The sequence below is a fragment of the Vibrio tapetis subsp. quintayensis genome, from assembly GCF_030409945.1.
In the GTDB taxonomy this organism is placed as follows: Bacteria; Pseudomonadota; Gammaproteobacteria; order Enterobacterales; family Vibrionaceae; genus Vibrio; species Vibrio quintayensis.
In genome coordinates this window covers 126,747-142,845 of record NZ_JAUFQV010000028.1, presented here as the reverse complement: position 1 = coordinate 142,845, position 16,099 = coordinate 126,747, and the positions used below count along the sequence as shown (strand labels likewise).

Genomic DNA, 16,099 nt, shown 5'->3' with positions numbered 1-16,099 from the left:
GACAGAAAAACGCAGCTGAGCTATGATTAACGCCTATTGATTCGTCAATGGGCGTTTTTTTTGGTGAAAGGCATAAGGCATAAGGCATAAGGCATAAGGCTAAGAGCTAAGCTCTAAAGCTAAGGTAAAAGCAAAAGTCGAGGGGGCTGTTGATGAGTGGTTGGTTTAAGAAGTGGTTGAAGCGGTATGATGACTGGTGTGAGTCTATGGGGCTGACACCAGAAAATAAGCGCTCTTGTGTTCCGTATAAAGCCGATCCTGCTAATGCTGAGGATAACTCCAAAGACAAAGTATCTAATGAGTAGCGAACTTTCGTTGTTCGATACACATTGTCACCTGGACTTTGAGAGGCTAGGAGATCCAGCACAAGTCTTATTGGAAGCCAAGCTTGCTGGTGTTGAAAAAGTCATGGTGCCAAGTGTTGGTTTATTTAACTGGCAAGCCGTATCTGATTTATCCTGTCAGTTTGATAACGTTAGTTATGCCTTAGGCCTGCACCCTTATTTTAGTCATGATCATAAAGACGAACATCTATTAGAGCTAGAACGGCGATTATCAGAAAAACAAGCCAGTTGCGTTGCGGTCGGTGAGTGTGGTTTAGATTTCGCGATTGCTGATCTTGATAAAACAAAACAACTGCATTTATTTGAAAGCCAAATTGCACTTGCTGCGACACATAGCTTACCCATGGTTGTGCATCAGAGAAAATCTCATCAAGAATTAATCAAACGTTTAAAGGCGAGTCAATTTTCATGCGGTGGTGTGATTCACGGATTTAGTGGTAGCTTGCAGCAAGCTCATGACTGGATAGATTTAGGTTTTTCCATTGGTGTTGGCGGCACAATTACTTATCCAAGGGCTAAAAAGACAAGAGAAACCGTTAGCCGATTACCACTGGATAGTGTGCTACTAGAAACCGACGCGCCAGACATGCCTATATTTGGCCATCAAGGTCAAGTTAATCATCCCAAAATGTTGCGCTTAGTGTTAAAGGAATTTAACAATTTGAGAGCCGAATCAAAGCAAACGATTGCAGCGCAGATCTGGTCTAAAAGCAATAATCTCTTCTCAAAGTGTGAATAAGTTCGATGTTCAATGTGAAATGGACCGAGCATACGTTTGCGTATTGTGATTTTGGTCACATATATGGGTAATTGGAGGTAAAAAGTTACGCTGAAGTGTGACTCTAGCATTACTTTATTATGTCATTGGCGCTTATAATTACCACGGATTTAATAAACCCCATTTTGTAACACGCCAATCAATAACTAATAAGGAAGTCATAAACTATGAGCCTGTTTATGAGCCTCGTCGGCATGGTCGTACTGATTTTAATTGCAGTACTACTGTCAGACAACCGCAAAGCTATTAATATCAGAACAGTGGCTGGTGCTTTTGCCATCCAATTTTTACTCGGTGCATTCGTTCTTTACGTACCGTGGGGCCGCGACCTTCTAGCAGGATTCTCTGCTGGTGTTGCTAACGTTATCGACTACGGTAAAGACGGTACTGGTTTCCTTTTCGGAAGCTTAGTTAACTTCTCTGTAGACGGCATCGGCTTCATTTTTGCTTTCCAAGTACTACCAACATTGATTTTCTTCTCTGCACTTATCTCTGTACTTTACTACATTGGTGCAATGCAGATCGTAATCAAAGTTCTTGGTGGTGGTCTTCAAAAAGCACTTGGCACTTCTCGCGCCGAATCAATGTCTGCAGCAGCTAACATTTTCGTAGGTCAAACTGAAGCACCACTAGTGGTACGTCCGTTTGTTCCTAAGATGACACAGTCTGAGCTATTCGCAGTAATGTGTGGTGGTCTTGCATCGGTTGCTGGTGGTGTACTAGCGGGTTATGCATCTATGGGTGTTCCACTAGAGTACTTGGTTGCAGCGTCATTCATGGCAGCACCAGGTGGTCTATTGTTCGCTAAAATCATCAAGCCAGAGACAGATACTCCAGATGAAAATCTAGGTACTGACATCGACGGCGGTGACGACAAACCTGCTAACGTTATTGACGCAGCAGCAGGCGGCGCAGCAGTTGGTCTTCAACTTGCTCTAAACGTTGGTGCAATGCTACTAGCATTCATCGGTCTTATCGCTCTAGTTAACGGTATCCTTGGTGGCGTTGGCGGTTGGGTTGGTATGCCTGAGCTAACTCTAGAAATGCTTCTAGGTTGGATCTTCGCACCTCTTGCGTTTGTTATCGGTGTTCCATGGGAAGAAGCAACTATTGCTGGTACTTTCATTGGTCAAAAAACCGTTGTTAACGAATTCGTAGCTTACTTGAACTTCGTTCCTTACGTGGGCGACAACGCTCAAATCGTAGCGGAAACAGGTAAAGTAATGTCTGAGAAGACGCAAGCAATTATCTCGTTCGCACTATGTGGTTTCGCAAACCTTTCTTCTATCGCGATTCTACTAGGTGGTCTAGGTGGTATTGCTCCTAACCGTCGTCACGACATCGCTAAGATGGGTGTGAAAGCGGTAGCAGCTGGTACTCTATCTAACCTGATGGCAGCGACAATTGCTGGCTTCTTCCTATCTTTCTAATTGAATAGTTAGAATTATATAGACGCCACTTTATAAAAAACCTCGTAGCAAGAAATTGCTGCGGGGTTTTTTTGTTTAAGGGATGTGAAGTGCTAAAAGCTAAGTACTAAAAGCTAAGTACTAAAAGCTAAGTATGAAAAGCTAAGTATGAAAAGCTAAGTATGAAAAGCTAAGCGCTAAGAGTCAGGCGGTGAACGCTGTTTTTAGGGCTTTAGGCTTAGAGTTTCGAACTTAAAACTTCGTACTTCACATATTTTTGAGATACAAACCGTTTGCGCCTCATATAGCACTACAGTTTTTGAAGGAATAACTATAATGTATATATCTATGGAGACTAGGGTACAAACTGATGAACGAAGTTATCCTTGCAACCCTCGCTGGGTTTGTTGTTGGAGTCCTGTTTTCAGCCATTAAGTTACCGATTCCTGCGCCACCGGTATTGTCTGGTGTCATGGGTATTGTCGGTGTTTACTTTGGTGGCATCGCCTATCAATGGATCATTGAAAGGTTTTTTAGCTAAGACATTTTTACAGGAAGTAAAAATGGCGACCAAAACTAAAGGTAACTTTATTTTGGCGCTTAGCTAGTTATATACGTTAGACACAACGAATGAAATTGTTGTGCCATAGGCCAAACTGGTACTGTGCGGTGACAGGGATAGCAATTAGACCTACTTGATAGGTCTGAGTCTTCAAGGAACCAAGTCCGTTCATGTTGTGACAAAGTTGATCCCGAATTGTTTGGGCTAAATTGTTTACTAATTGAATATACTGATCGGAGATAGAAATGAGCGATTTAAAAGCAGCTGCTCTACGTGCGCTAAAATTGATGGATTTAACAACGCTAAATGACAACGACACTGACGAAAAAGTGATCGCACTTTGTCATGATGCGAAAACAGCGGTAGGCAACACAGCTGCAATCTGCATTTACCCTCGCTTTATTCCTATTGCGAAGAAAACTCTACGCGAGCAAGGCACACCAGACGTGCGCATTGCGACAGTAACAAACTTTCCACACGGTAACGACGATATTGCTATCGCAGTTGCTGAAACCAAAGCGGCTGTTGCTTACGGCGCCGACGAAGTTGACGTTGTATTCCCTTACCGTGCTTTGATGGCGGGTAATGAAGAAGTTGGCTTTGAACTGGTTAAACAATGTAAAGCGGCGTGTGGCGATATTTTATTGAAAGTAATTATCGAAACAGGCGAGTTGAAAGAAGAAGCGTTGATCAAGAAAGCATCTCAAATCTGTATTGAGGCCGGTGCTAACTTCATCAAAACTTCGACTGGTAAAGTGCCAGAAAACGCAACCCCAGAATACGCACGCATGATGCTTGAAGTTATCCGTGATATGGACGTAGCAAAAACAGTTGGCTTTAAGCCTGCTGGTGGTGTTCGCACTGCTGAAGATGCTGCGCTATACCTAGCGATGGCTGATGAGCTGTTAGGCGCGGATTGGGCTGATAGTATGCACTACCGTTTCGGTGCTTCAAGCCTACTAACAAGCCTACTAAATACATTAGAAGTCTCAGACCAAGTAGCGGATCCAGCCGCTTACTAATTTGATGCTTACAAAATGGGGTTAACAAGCCCCATTTTGTCTCTCATACCCTACAAATTTATTATTCAGCCGATCGAGCTGAGGAGTAGCTAATGTCTTTATCAAAAACATACTTACCACAAGAAATTATCCGCAAGAAACGTGATGGCGAAGTGCTAACAAAAGAAGAGATTGACTTCTTTATTCAAGGTGTCGCTAAAGACACGGTGTCAGAAGGCCAAATCGCGGCTTTCGCAATGACCATCTTTTTTAATGAAATGACCATGCCTGAGCGAATTGCGCTGACTTGTGCAATGCGAGATTCTGGTATGGTTATCGATTGGAGCCACATGAATTTTGATGGCCCAATTGTTGATAAACACTCTACTGGTGGTGTTGGTGACGTCACTTCTTTAATGCTTGGCCCTATGGTAGCAGCATGTGGTGGTTTCGTTCCTATGATCTCTGGTCGTGGTCTTGGCCACACAGGTGGAACTTTAGATAAACTAGAGTCAATTCCTGGTTATAACATCACGCCAAATAACGATGTATTTGGTGAAGTAACAAAAGATGCGGGTGTGGCTATTATTGGTCAAACGGGTGATTTAGCCCCTGCCGATAAGCGCGTCTACGCGACTCGTGACATTACGGCAACCGTAGACAACATTTCGTTGATCACTGCATCAATTTTATCTAAAAAGCTAGCCGCAGGCCTAGATTCACTTGTGATGGACGTAAAAGTGGGCTCTGGCGCGTTTATGCCAACCTACGAAGCTTCTGAAGAGCTAGCAAGATCTATCGTAGCTGTTGCCAATGGCGCAGGGACGAAAACAACCGCAATTTTGACTGATATGAACCAAGTTTTGGCCTCGTCAGCGGGTAATGCGGTAGAAGTAAGAGAAGCGGTTCAGTTCTTAACTGGCGAATATCGCAACCCTCGTTTACTCGAGATTACGTTGGCTTCTTGTGCCGAAATGCTGGTACTTGGAAAGCTAGCAACAGATTCAGAAGATGCTCGTGACAAGCTTATGACTGTGTTAGATAACGGTAAAGCGGCTGAGTGCTTTGGCAAAATGGTAGCAGGCCTTGGCGGCCCGGCTGATTTTGTAGAAAATTACGACAATTATTTGGATAAAGCGGAAATCATTAAACCAGTATTTGCTAAACAAAGTGGTATTGTTTCAGCAATGGATACGCGTGCAATAGGCATGGCAGTTGTAGGTATGGGCGGTGGTCGCCGTGTTGCCTCAGACAGTATCGATTACGCAGTAGGTTTTGATGGCTTTATTCGTTTAGGTGAAATCGCAGATGCGAATAAGCCGTTAGCAATGATTCATGCTCGCACAGAAGAGCAGTGGCAAGAAGCAGCAAACGCACTGCAAGAAGCAATAACTGTGGGCGACACCCCTTATAACCCAACTCCAGATGTTTACCGTCAGATCCGTGCGGAAGACGTATAAAGTTTGGTGGAGAGAACGATGAAAAGAACATTTATATTAGTATTAGATTCATTTGGTATTGGCGCGACAGCTGATGCGGTTAAATTTGGTGATGTAGGTTCAGATACACTTGGCCACATTGCAGAGCACTGTGCGAAAGGCTTAGCGGATAACGCTGATCGTAGTGGTCCACTAACCTTGCCTAATTTGTCAAAAATGGGTTTGGGTTTGGCTTCTAAAGAGTCAACGGGCAACTTTCCTGCAGGCTTGGATGAAAACGCTGAGATCATCGGTGCTTACGGGCATGCTGCTGAAATCTCTTCAGGCAAAGATACGCCGTCTGGTCACTGGGAAATCGCTGGTGTACCGGTTCTGTTTGATTGGGGTTACTTTACTGAAAAAACCAACAGCTTCCCGCAAGAGTTACTTGATCGCATCGTGAAGCGTGCAAATTTACCGGGCTACCTAGGTAACTGCCACGCATCAGGAACACAAGTTCTGGATGACCTTGCAGAAGAGCACATGGCTTCTGGTAAGCCAATCTTCTACACATCGGCTGATTCTGTGTTCCAAATTGCGTGCCATGAAGAAACTTACGGTTTGCAAAATCTATTGGATCTTTGTCAGATCGTTCGTGAAGAGCTAGCGGACTACAATATTGGTCGTGTTATTGCTCGTCCATTCCTTGGTAATAAAGTCGGTGAATTTGCACGAACCGGTAACCGTCGTGATCTTTCGGTTGAGCCACCAGCTAAAACTGTGTTGTCTAAACTGGTTGAAGAGAAAAACGGTGAAGTAGTTTCTATCGGTAAGATCTCTGATATCTATGCTGGCTGTGGTATTACTCAGAAATTTAAAGCAACGGGTATTCCAGCGTTATTTGAATCAACTTTAGAGCAAATTAAAGTAGCCGGTGATAACACCATCGTATTTACAAACTTTGTAGATTTCGATTCAGCCTACGGCCATCGCCGTGATGTGGCTGGTTATGCCGCAGCACTAGAGTATTTCGATAAGCGTCTACCTGAAGTATTAGAACTGATGGAAGAAGAAGACGTATTAATCATGACGGCTGATCACGGTTGTGATCCGACATGGCCTGGCAGCGACCATACACGTGAGCACATCCCTGTCCTTGTGTACGGTAAGCAAGTTCCTGCTGGTTCACTTGGCCTGCGTGATACATTCGCTGATATTGGCCAGAGCTTAGCAAGTTACTTCGGTACTTCAGAAATGGATTACGGAAAAAGCTTCCTATAAATTAGGTACGAAATTCTAAGTACTAAGCGCTAAGTGGCTTAGTACTTAGCTCCCCCCGAATTTAGAATTTCATTTTCAACAAGGACAATTTCAATGGCTACTCCACACATTAACGCTGAAATGGGTGCATTTGCTGACGTCGTACTGATGCCGGGTGATCCACTACGTGCTAAATACATTGCTGAGACGTTTCTTGATGATGCGGTTCAGGTATGTGATGTTCGCAGCATGTACGGTTACACAGGCACATACAAAGGTCGCAAGATCTCAGTCATGGGTCATGGTATGGGCATTCCTTCTTGTTCCATTTACGTAACAGAACTTATCAAAGACTTTGGTGTAAAAAAAATCATTCGTGTTGGTAGTTGTGGCGCCGTTAACGAAGACATTAAAGTTCGTGATGTGGTTATTGGAATGGGGGCGTGTACAGACTCTAAAGTTAACCGTATTCGTTTTAAAGACCATGACTTCGCTGCTATTGCGGACTACGAAATGGTGCGTAATGCTGAAGATGCCGCTAAAGCTCGTGGTATTAACGTAAAAGTGGGTAACTTGTTCTCCGCAGAACTGTTCTATACCCCGGATCCTGACATGTTTGATGTGATGGATAAATACGGTATTGTTGGCGTTGAGATGGAAGCGGCAGGCATCTATGGCGTTGCTGCAGAGTACGGCGCAAAAGCTTTGGCTATTTGTACTGTATCTGATCACATTAAAACCGGTGAACAGACAACATCTGAAGAACGTGCAACCACATTCAATGAAATGATGGAAATCGCATTAGACTCAGTATTGCTTGGCGACTAGTTTAAAAAGATCGCTCTTGAATAAATATGCCGCGGTTCGCATTCAATGTGAACCGCGGCATTTTTTTGCTAATTAACCTGATATTAGCTGCCGTTATGCTAACTACCCTAATGTAAATCGCGTGCGCTATTTTTTAGGAAGTTCCTTTTCAACAACCAGCTTCAAGCTCTCGTATGGGAGATACCCAGCCAACACTTGATTGTTGATTAACATGGCGGGAGTGCCTCTTAATCCAAGATCTTGGAATACTTGATAATTCCTTTCAACGGCCTGTTTTAGCTTATTATCGTCCACCAATAACGACTCGGTATCCGTCACCTTGGCTACTTTCTTTACTGAATCTTCCGTGTGCATATTTCGGTTAGCAAAAAGAAGCTTATCGACTTTAGCGTAATCATCCGGCGACTGTTGCCATACATTCAGGGCGTATTGTGCGGAGCTTAACGAACTCTGCTGGCTCATCATGTGCTTTATTGGTACATAGATGTTGATGACCTTGAGATCGCTTCTATCCTTAACCAACTGTTCTAATGCGCTTTCAAGCTTCTTACAGTAAGGGCAATCGTGATCGGTAAAGTTAATGATGACATTTTCTGCATCAGCATTGCCGTAAAATGGTTGTATTGGATTATTGAACAGCCAGTCATGGTGTTGTGATAGATTGCTATCAAATTTCTGCTGAGTTTGAACGTAGCCAGTCAAGCTTTGGTGTAGCTGTTCAATCAATTGAGGCTCATTATGTAAGATGACTTCGATCTCATTGAGTTGGGCCTTTTGTGTGCTAGTTAAGGTGCCAGCCAGCGTGGCACCTGATTGGCTAAGTAGAATAAACAGTGCTGTAGTACGAATTATGTTCTTCATTTTGTATTCCTAAATAAGAGAATATCTGTTGGTTGAGTCTTTGTATTCAAAGTCATGTTTTCATGGTGCTACATGAATAACGATCGGAACCACACCGAAATTGCAGCCGTGATACCTGTTGATATGCTGCGGATTTCCCCATCTTCAATAATAACGGCGGTTGGTGTCACGCTGATGTTCCAAGCTCGGCTTAGTTGGCCACTTTGGTCATTAATAACCGGGAATTGATAAGTTTTGGCGTCTATGTATTGTTGTACTCGAGCGTCAGAACCGGACGAAAGCGCGACACTTAATACGTACCGTTTCTGCTGCGAATTGCTTTGTGCTAAGTGATCAATCATTGGGCTAACGAAGCGACATACACCGCACCAGGTTGCCCAAAAATAGACGATGACCGGCTTGTCATAGCTGAGTTGCTGCACGTCTAAATTCTTTCCATTCAGAGTATGACCTTGAATGTGAGGCGCTTGCCCTGATGGCATGTCTCGCGTTAAGTACGCATTAACGGCAACCGAGATAACAGACATTAAGACAAACATGGTCCCTAATTCTTTTAGCCACCCTTTAACGCCTTTCTTGGGTTTACTATTCATTGATGTTGCTCTCTTGATTTGGTGTTAACGCGCTGCTCGCTTGATTAATCGCCGCGATTACTTCGTCACTGTTTAGAACCACTGGTAGTGGAATTCCAGTTGGATTAGATGGGCCATAAACAATATTAAAAGGAACGCCGTAGCGCTGGTGGCTTTGTAAGAACGCCGTTACCTTTTTACTTGGCGTTGTCCAATCTCCTTTCATCAATACGATATCTTGTTGTTTGAGTTTTTGATAAACAGGATCTTGCAAAATAACGCCAACCTTATTGGCTTTACAGGTAATGCACCAATCTGCGGTGACGTCGACAAACACGGTTTTGCCCTCTTCAACTAAGCGTGGGATTTGCTCAGCATCCAGAGCTTTCCAGTTGAGATCATCAACAATAGGGGAGGCCCAGTGTTTTGCTGTCATGCTGCCAATTAGGAGCCCACTGCCTAATGCCAATGTAATGACTGAAAGTAAAACAATGACGACTTTCGCACCGTGTTTTTTGGCAATCCAAGTCAACACAGAGATAACGATGAAAGTGATGAGTGCAATGGTCGAAAAAGAACCAATAAATGGTTTAAGTAGGCTTGCTAACCACAAGGTAGTCATGAGCATAAAGAAGCCGAATAGGGCTTTTACTTTGTACATCCAAATACCGGGCTTGGGTAGGTATCTCACTAATTGTGGCTTGATGGCAAAAATCAACCAAGGAGCACTCATCCCCAAACTAAGAGCAAAGAAGATTAACCACAGCTCTAAATAGGATGAGCCTAACGCATAGGCGACGGCGGTCCCCAAAAACGGAGCGCTGCACGGTGTTGCGAGTAAGGTTGCAAACATGCCTTGTAGAAAATGACCCGCATAGGATTCTCCCCCTTTAAGTGCCATCCATGTGTTGAAAGAGGAAGGAAGCTGAAATTCAAACAAACCAAAAAGATTAATAGTGAACAACAGAGTTACAATGAAAATAAAGGCGATGAACCAAGGGCTTTGAAATTGGATCCCCCAACCGATAGCATGACCGCCCAGTTTTAACAAACTGATGCCTGCCGCCAAAATCATAAACGATGTCATGATGCCAAGAGCGGACGCAACAAACGAACGGCGAACTCGATTTAAAGGCAAATCTTGAGTACCTAGCATGCTATTGAGCTTCATGCCGAGAACGGGTAATACACAAGGCATAATGTTAAGGATAAGCCCACCAATTAGCGCAAAACCTATCATTGATAGCATGCGGTAGACATCGCTTTGCTGTGACATCGAGGCTTCAAATGGTGTGGTGCTAACGACGGTATTGAGCTCAGTAGCTATGGTGTCGTCGGTCACCGTTATGGTAATGGTTTTACCCGCAATATCCGCTTCACCAAGCCAATTACTTACCTTGAATGCGGCAAAAAGAACATCATCTTCAGTTTGTAATGTTGGTGTTTCGAAATAGTCATCAACCACTTCTACTCCATCAATAAACAAGTTTGGTGATTGCCATTGGCCTTTATTGCTAATTTTTAAACTAAGGCTTTGATTTTCTTGGTCCCAATAAGAACCCAGTAAGGCTACTTTTTCTGATGGCTTCGGGGTATGGCTCATCCCTTGACTAAAAAGAAACAGTGCGTCTTCATCTAGTTGTAGGTTTGCTGCATTGATTTCTAGATTGATCGGGTAGTCGGTGATCACGCATATTGTGGTACAAGTCGCCATGCGAAGGTTTGCCTTCAATAAAGCGGGTTTTGACTTGTCTTTCAGAGTGATAGTGAGCGGAAACGCAACCGAGGACTGATAACCTAGGGTGGTAACCCCAAGCAATTCATAATAGTTAGGCACAGGCCAGTGCCATTGTACATCGGCAATGTTGAGTGAATCAGACCAATCTAACGTGGGTGCGACACCGCCTTCACCCGGGCTGCGCCAGTACGTTTTCCAGTCTGAATCTAACTGAACTTCTAGTACAGATTCAACTTTGTTTTGGGCTGTATTTTGCTCGCCAGTTAACATCAACCGAAGTTGCACTGGTGGATGAGTTGGATCCTTGATCCAGCCTGTGGTTTGTTCTGTTTGCGAAGCGCTAACTGCAAAGCTGGTCAGTAGAACCAGCAGAAGCAGGCACCATGATTGAGTCATGGTATAGAATGCATTTTTTTGTCGTAACACGAATTTTCTCCAGTAATAAAAAGATAGAACGGTAAAACCGCCTTTTTATTCCCGAAAAACGCAATGAGTGATATGAATTCTATTTTTTTGAGGGATATCGGACGTTAGTTTTAGAGTTGTGGGTTGGAGGCTTTTGACGGCAGCCACAATAATAAGGAAAGCAAAAAGTAAAAAGTCTACGCTACCATCTGAGTGCGGGCTGGCTAAGTTGAGCAGCTGCTGGCTTTTCTCACATAGCGTCGGTGTTGATTCCGCCTTGTCCACTCCGGTGTTGCTCACGGTTATAGGGCTAACCGCGATGTGACTCATTTCATCGTGTTGGTTGGTATTTTGAACAGTCGACAATAGTGGGATAGTGAAAACAGTCGATATGGATGCTTGAGGCGCACTGTTGCTCAAGGCATTAATGGTATGAGACAGGCAACCTAATATCGTCAACCCTACCAGCATTAATGACCATAAAACTCGGCGATGTTGAATGCGTGTGTGCAAAGCAATCCCTGTAACGGTACGAGCGGCAATGTTGCTCAGAGTAAAGAACTCTGAGCAAGGATGCAATCAAAGAAAAGTCAGTGAATTGTAAAATTCAATTGCGGTGATCAAGTCGATACAGTGGCTGAACATAGCTCATCCACTGTGCTTGAAATAACGACTGTGTTTGCACTTTCTTTTGGTGGAGAATACTCGCTAAGTTTTGATTAGCGGAGTTAATTGGCATTTTTGAGCAGCAAGTTTTCACCAGAACGGCTTTTTCTTACCTGTCGACGCAGCAAAAAGCTGATAAGTAACCCACTGAAAAAGCTCATGAGTAGCATAATGTACATCATGCGATCGCTATTACGATAGTGGTGATCTGAAATCGCGGTGACTCGCCCTTTTTCAAAGGTTATTCGAACAAAGCCAATTTGGTTGTCTTCATGGTAAATCGGCTCTACTAACTGTTGACGACCGATATTTGCGGTTCCAAGTGGCGTGTCGAGCCCTAATGTTGCCCTAACGGCTTGTGCATTTTGGCTTGAAGCCAGTTTTACACCTTCGGCATCATAAATAGTGGCGTCTAACACTAAGGCATCTTTAGATAATTGGTCCGTTAGCTGCAATAACCGGTCTTGCTCTTCATTATTGATCATACTGCTGGCAGAAAGCGCGGCTTGGGAGATAAGGATATTGGTTAGCGTTTCTAGCTGTCGCGTTTGAATCTGCTCGTTGCCTTTGCTTATGACGACACTGTTTTGAATCATGATCACAAACAGTGCAGCAAGTGCCGCCATGGCAAGGATGCGCAAAAAAGAGCGAAATGAAAACAAAGAGGTACTCATATAAATCCTTATTAGCGTTCAAATAAACCTATTTTGAACTTTAAGCATATTGTAGCTTGCCTTTCTAAATTGCAATAGGTTAACGTTCTTGTATCGTATTAATGGATCAATACTCACGGACGAAATGATGACATTCTCATTTACTAAACGAATATCGCTACTTAATCGCTTTCCTGAAGTGCTCAACGCGACACAACTGGATAAAAGCAAAGCGAATTGGATTATCTTCGCACCTTATCTCTCTCCTAAACAACTTGAAGACATCGACTTCTATACTGGCCAATACAATGCAATGCTTTCTGTTTGGCAAGTCGGTCCTTATGAAGTCGCGCTGATGGCTGGCGAACTGACGTCTGCCCATGAAGAAATATTACAGGGGCTTAAGCTCGATTACGCTAGCCTAAACGACATGCCTGACTTATCTCGGCCCGGTCTTATCGTCATGGATATGGATTCGACCGCAATTCAAATCGAATGTATCGATGAAATCGCTAAGTTAGCGGGTGTGGGGGAAATGGTCGAAGAAGTGACCGAGCGTGCCATGCAAGGTGAATTGGACTTTGAACAGAGTTTACGCCAACGTGTTGGAGCGCTAAAAGGAGCGAACGAATCTATTTTAGAAGAAGTACGTTCAACTTTGCCGTTCATGCCAGAGCTGGAAGTGTTGGTTGAAACGTTAAAAACGTATGGCTGGAAAACGGCCATCGCCTCAGGTGGCTTCACGTATTTCTCGGATTATTTACAAGACACGCTAGACCTTGATCATGCACAATCAAATACGTTAGAGATTGTCGATGGAGTACTGACAGGTAAAGTGCTCGGTGATGTGGTGAGTGCACAAACGAAAGCAGAAATTTTGCAGCAGTTGGCAGAGCAATACGATATTGACCCTTATAACACGATTGCTGTTGGCGATGGAGCTAACGATTTAGTGATGATGGCGAGTGCCGGGTTAGGGGTGGCGTATCACGCTAAACCTAAGGTTGAGCAAGTGGCACAAACGGCAGTGAGATATGCAGGCCTCGGGGGTATTTTGTGTATTCTTAGTGCCGGGCTTGCTAAGCAGCGTAAAGTGAATTGGTAATGTCTTGCTATTAGTGAGTTAAAGATGGTTCGGCTTTCGTTCTAGTGAACGGAAGCCGGCTCTTCATCACTAAGTAAGCTCTAATCGGATGAGTACTTCATCGGTGATATCAACTAACTCTCCATAACCCACCAAGTTGTTAAACTCTTTTTCGAGTGCGCGCGCATGATGCATAGTTGCTTTTGCAAGATCGCCCAATTCGAGGTTTAGTAAGTTGGACGTGGACTCAAAAATAGGCATCCCAGATAGTCTCAAGGCATAGAACCTGCCTTTCAGTTTTGCTTTCTTCACGAATAAAATTCGTTCTTCAATACTCTCAAAATCACTATGCAGTTTGGTTGCAAATTGTTCAATCTGTTTACCGTTTTGCACAATCCCAATATACAGATCATGGAATTGAGGTTGCGCACCCTCTACCGGGCGCATTGGGGATGCCAATAACGTATTGGTCCGATTTTTAAACAGAGGCTCCAACGATACTTTGCCCGCATGGCCCAGTGATTGTAGGATTTTCGCTAAAGAATGCAGAGGGAAGTTAACACCTACCGCCTTTGGCTGAAGAATTCTGTCTTTCTTTTCAATATAAAATGGAATACTCACCATTCGATTCAATAGCAAAAGGTGCATTGCATTGAGTAGCTCTTTGGATGGTAGCTCTTCTGTATCTTCAACCAGTTTTGATTGGTTGTGGCTTATTAGCCTTTTTAAGAAATTAATGCTGCGATTCGCTTGTTGACTGTCGATGATGGTCAACTGAATTTCTTTGCTATCGGGGCTTAACCTGATCACCTGATAGCTCACGTCAGACAGTGGAACATTCGTGTCATAACGTTGTAATTCAAGGTAGTTGATACGAACTTCGTCACCCGCTTTTGCCGACAGTGGCGACTCTAGGGTTAAGTGAATACCTCGGGTCGAAAAGTTAACACTTTGTCCCTTAATGGCCTCGGCACCGTTCGCTGTCACTTCTACTGGGGAGTCAAACATGAAGCGAGGCTCTTTACGTTGAGCGCTGGCATCAAAGTAGACCCCTTGAGGTGTTCCCACGACGGATCGAGAATGACGATACTGATTAAGTTCTGAGCTTGGCAGCGTTGGTTTTTCGGTTAGCAAATAATCCGAGCTGTTCGTTGCGTCACTGATTTCTTGCAAGATACCAATATGAGTGAGCGTATTGAGCGATTCTTTCATCTCTGGAGCGACTTCAAGCAGGTGCTCGATATCGTCTTTAGTTAACTCAAACATATGTAGCTTGTGAACGCGCCAGCTATCACGTCTAGCACCGACATGCCAAAATAATTGACGTTGAGCAATGGTGGCTTCAGGAAGCATCATGCTATAGAACAGCGTTTTATCTTGGTGGTCGTGGGTAAAAGAATACACAAAGTTACTGCTTTCTTTCATTCCTGGCTGGATAAGTGGCGCCATACGGTCGTTAGTAAACAAAGTACCAAAGGCTTGTTGGTTTCGTTCATCGTGCCAGTAATTCCAAATAGGCTGGTTGGCATCGGTGAGTAAAGCGTAGCGTAAGTTAGCCCCACTAAAAAACAGCGGTAAATTGGTAGTGTGGCGTAAATAGCAGTGTTCATATCCGCGAGATCGAGCGCGCAAGATATGGTCTTGGTTATCGTGTTTCGCACGTTTACTGCTTTTTTGTAGCAGTTCTTCGATGGCGTGGGCAATGACGTCAGTGTCTGTTAGCCTTTTTAATCTCAGCCAGCGGACGCTATTATTTTCGTAGCAATCATCGACACCTAAAATTCGGTATTCCAGCGCTTCTTCCAATTGAGGGTCGTTTACTTCCTTAGCAATTTGTACAAACGTGGCTTGTATGACTTCACCTAAACGGTAGTCAAACGCACTCGGCACTTTAAAACGTGCACCTGAACAGGAAAGATCAACACTTACCCCGTGGATCTCTTGACCAGAGCTCAGCTTGATATTGACTTGGCTAGCCATGCGTAAGCGATTTTCTTGACGGCGAAGATCGTACCCCAACCGAATGAATTCTGCCTCGTATGGGCTTTCTGGGTCAGTAATGCTGTAGGGCATATTAGAGCGAACTTTACTCATCACTCTAAAGTTATTGCGGGTATTCACCAGAGCTTCCCAAACACCTTCCGTATAACCGCCATAACGCTTCACCTTTTTATGGTAAGCATTGATGGCCACATCATCGAACCAGTGGCGGATACCATTTAGGTTGTATTCACGACAGTCCCCTTGAACACGGCCTCGCAAATCAATGGATTTACTGCATGGCGCCATGACGCGTTTCAGCTCCATCTTAATGATGATTTTGGCGGAAGGGTGCTCCCCCTCTGTCATCTGAGACAACACAAGGTCAAAATCACCGGAATGATATGCGGGAATTAGTCGTTCTACGAAAGAGAGTATTTCTGCCTGTTCCATGGTTTCTGTTAAAGTGTTTATCCTTAGTGAGTTATCGGCGAGGTACGTTGTACCTTTAGTAGATTATACGCTTAGTCTAGTTTTAGA

General features: G+C 44.0%; 15 protein-coding genes. 9 read left to right on the top strand and 6 right to left on the bottom strand.

The features are described from left to right. The first annotated feature begins 152 nt into the window (after positions 1–152). From QWZ04_RS14090 to deoD, 8 genes are all read left to right on the top strand, one after another. Positions 153–305, top strand: a complete 153-nt coding sequence (locus tag QWZ04_RS14090) for a DUF5363 family protein (RefSeq protein ID WP_290328913.1) — start codon at positions 153–155, stop codon at positions 303–305. Beyond that, entirely contained in the window at positions 298–1,083 is a 786-nt protein-coding gene (locus QWZ04_RS14085; protein ID WP_290328912.1) for a TatD family hydrolase, read from the top strand. Before QWZ04_RS14090 ends, QWZ04_RS14085 begins: the two co-directional genes overlap by 8 nt. Positions 1,084–1,289: 206 nt before the next feature. Further along, a complete protein-coding gene (locus tag QWZ04_RS14080) occupies positions 1,290–2,552 on the top strand; it encodes a NupC/NupG family nucleoside CNT transporter (protein WP_290328911.1) in 1,263 nt (420 codons plus the stop codon). A 349-nt stretch (positions 2,553–2,901) separates the two neighbouring features. Continuing rightward, positions 2,902–3,072, top strand: coding sequence for a XapX domain-containing protein (locus QWZ04_RS14075; RefSeq protein ID WP_290328910.1), 171 nt, complete (start codon positions 2,902–2,904; stop codon positions 3,070–3,072). Positions 3,073–3,338: 266 nt separating this feature from the next. Continuing rightward, the gene (gene deoC / locus QWZ04_RS14070; RefSeq protein ID WP_290328909.1) at positions 3,339–4,115 is read left to right on the top strand and encodes a deoxyribose-phosphate aldolase; all 777 of its coding nucleotides are present in this window, start codon (positions 3,339–3,341) and stop codon (positions 4,113–4,115) included. A 92-nt stretch (positions 4,116–4,207) separates the two neighbouring features. Further along, positions 4,208–5,554 (top strand): thymidine phosphorylase, encoded by a 1,347-nt coding sequence (deoA, locus tag QWZ04_RS14065; protein WP_290328908.1) that lies wholly within the window; start codon positions 4,208–4,210, stop codon positions 5,552–5,554. An 18-nt stretch (positions 5,555–5,572) separates the two neighbouring features. Continuing rightward, complete coding sequence (locus QWZ04_RS14060) at positions 5,573–6,793, top strand: phosphopentomutase (protein WP_290328907.1); 1,221 nt, start codon at positions 5,573–5,575, stop codon at positions 6,791–6,793. A gap of 93 nt (positions 6,794–6,886) precedes the next feature. After that, positions 6,887–7,600, top strand: a complete 714-nt coding sequence (gene deoD / locus QWZ04_RS14055) for a purine-nucleoside phosphorylase (protein ID WP_290328906.1) — start codon at positions 6,887–6,889, stop codon at positions 7,598–7,600. Positions 7,601–7,726: 126 nt separating this feature from the next. On the opposite strand, the gene QWZ04_RS14050 is transcribed toward deoD, so the two are convergent. The 5 genes from QWZ04_RS14050 to QWZ04_RS14030 all read right to left on the bottom strand — a co-directional run bounded on the left by QWZ04_RS14050 (position 7,727) and on the right by QWZ04_RS14030 (position 12,516). Beyond that, complete coding sequence (locus tag QWZ04_RS14050) at positions 7,727–8,461, bottom strand: thioredoxin domain-containing protein (protein WP_290328905.1); 735 nt, start codon at positions 8,459–8,461, stop codon at positions 7,727–7,729. A 68-nt stretch (positions 8,462–8,529) separates the two neighbouring features. After that, the gene (locus QWZ04_RS14045) at positions 8,530–9,054 is read right to left on the bottom strand and encodes a protein disulfide oxidoreductase (protein ID WP_290328904.1); all 525 of its coding nucleotides are present in this window, start codon (positions 9,052–9,054) and stop codon (positions 8,530–8,532) included. Further along, positions 9,047–11,167: a protein-disulfide reductase DsbD family protein gene (locus tag QWZ04_RS14040; protein WP_290329177.1), complete on the bottom strand. Its 2,121-nt coding sequence runs from the start codon at positions 11,165–11,167 to the stop codon at positions 9,047–9,049. The genes QWZ04_RS14045 and QWZ04_RS14040 overlap by 8 nt, the downstream gene beginning before the upstream one ends. Before the next feature lie 75 nt (positions 11,168–11,242). Further along, complete coding sequence (locus QWZ04_RS14035; RefSeq protein WP_290328903.1) at positions 11,243–11,689, bottom strand: hypothetical protein; 447 nt, start codon at positions 11,687–11,689, stop codon at positions 11,243–11,245. Between the two features lie 215 nt (positions 11,690–11,904). Next, positions 11,905–12,516 (bottom strand): YtjB family periplasmic protein, encoded by a 612-nt coding sequence (locus QWZ04_RS14030; protein ID WP_290328902.1) that lies wholly within the window; start codon positions 12,514–12,516, stop codon positions 11,905–11,907. Between the two features lie 124 nt (positions 12,517–12,640). Here QWZ04_RS14030 and serB point away from each other — a divergent pair, with 124 nt between their 5' ends. Beyond that, positions 12,641–13,600: a phosphoserine phosphatase gene (gene serB, locus QWZ04_RS14025; protein ID WP_290329176.1), complete on the top strand. Its 960-nt coding sequence runs from the start codon at positions 12,641–12,643 to the stop codon at positions 13,598–13,600. Between the two features lie 69 nt (positions 13,601–13,669). On the opposite strand, the gene QWZ04_RS14020 is transcribed toward serB, so the two are convergent. Beyond that, entirely contained in the window at positions 13,670–16,012 is a 2,343-nt protein-coding gene (locus QWZ04_RS14020; protein WP_290328901.1) for a PilZ domain-containing protein, read from the bottom strand. Positions 16,013–16,099: the final 87 nt, after the last annotated feature.

What these genes read in the sequence shown, in the direction of transcription:
- deoD (WP_290328906.1), top strand. Translation starts at nt 6,887, where the DNA reads ATGGCTACTCCACACATTAACGCTGAAATGGGTGCATTTGCTGACGTC.
- QWZ04_RS14060 (WP_290328907.1), top strand. Translation starts at nt 5,573, where the DNA reads ATGAAAAGAACATTTATATTAGTATTAGATTCATTTGGTATTGGCGCG.
- QWZ04_RS14045 (WP_290328904.1), bottom strand. Translation starts at nt 9,054, where the DNA reads ATGAATAGTAAACCCAAGAAAGGCGTTAAAGGGTGGCTAAAAGAATTA.
- QWZ04_RS14085 (WP_290328912.1), top strand. Translation starts at nt 298, where the DNA reads ATGAGTAGCGAACTTTCGTTGTTCGATACACATTGTCACCTGGACTTT.
- QWZ04_RS14080 (WP_290328911.1), top strand. Translation starts at nt 1,290, where the DNA reads ATGAGCCTGTTTATGAGCCTCGTCGGCATGGTCGTACTGATTTTAATT.
- deoC (WP_290328909.1), top strand. Translation starts at nt 3,339, where the DNA reads ATGAGCGATTTAAAAGCAGCTGCTCTACGTGCGCTAAAATTGATGGAT.
- serB (WP_290329176.1), top strand. Translation starts at nt 12,641, where the DNA reads ATGATGACATTCTCATTTACTAAACGAATATCGCTACTTAATCGCTTT.
- QWZ04_RS14020 (WP_290328901.1), bottom strand. Translation starts at nt 16,012, where the DNA reads ATGGAACAGGCAGAAATACTCTCTTTCGTAGAACGACTAATTCCCGCA.
- QWZ04_RS14030 (WP_290328902.1), bottom strand. Translation starts at nt 12,516, where the DNA reads ATGAGTACCTCTTTGTTTTCATTTCGCTCTTTTTTGCGCATCCTTGCC.
- QWZ04_RS14090 (WP_290328913.1), top strand. Translation starts at nt 153, where the DNA reads ATGAGTGGTTGGTTTAAGAAGTGGTTGAAGCGGTATGATGACTGGTGT.
- QWZ04_RS14075 (WP_290328910.1), top strand. Translation starts at nt 2,902, where the DNA reads ATGAACGAAGTTATCCTTGCAACCCTCGCTGGGTTTGTTGTTGGAGTC.
- deoA (WP_290328908.1), top strand. Translation starts at nt 4,208, where the DNA reads ATGTCTTTATCAAAAACATACTTACCACAAGAAATTATCCGCAAGAAA.
- QWZ04_RS14050 (WP_290328905.1), bottom strand. Translation starts at nt 8,461, where the DNA reads ATGAAGAACATAATTCGTACTACAGCACTGTTTATTCTACTTAGCCAA.
- QWZ04_RS14040 (WP_290329177.1), bottom strand. Translation starts at nt 11,167, where the DNA reads ATGACTCAATCATGGTGCCTGCTTCTGCTGGTTCTACTGACCAGCTTT.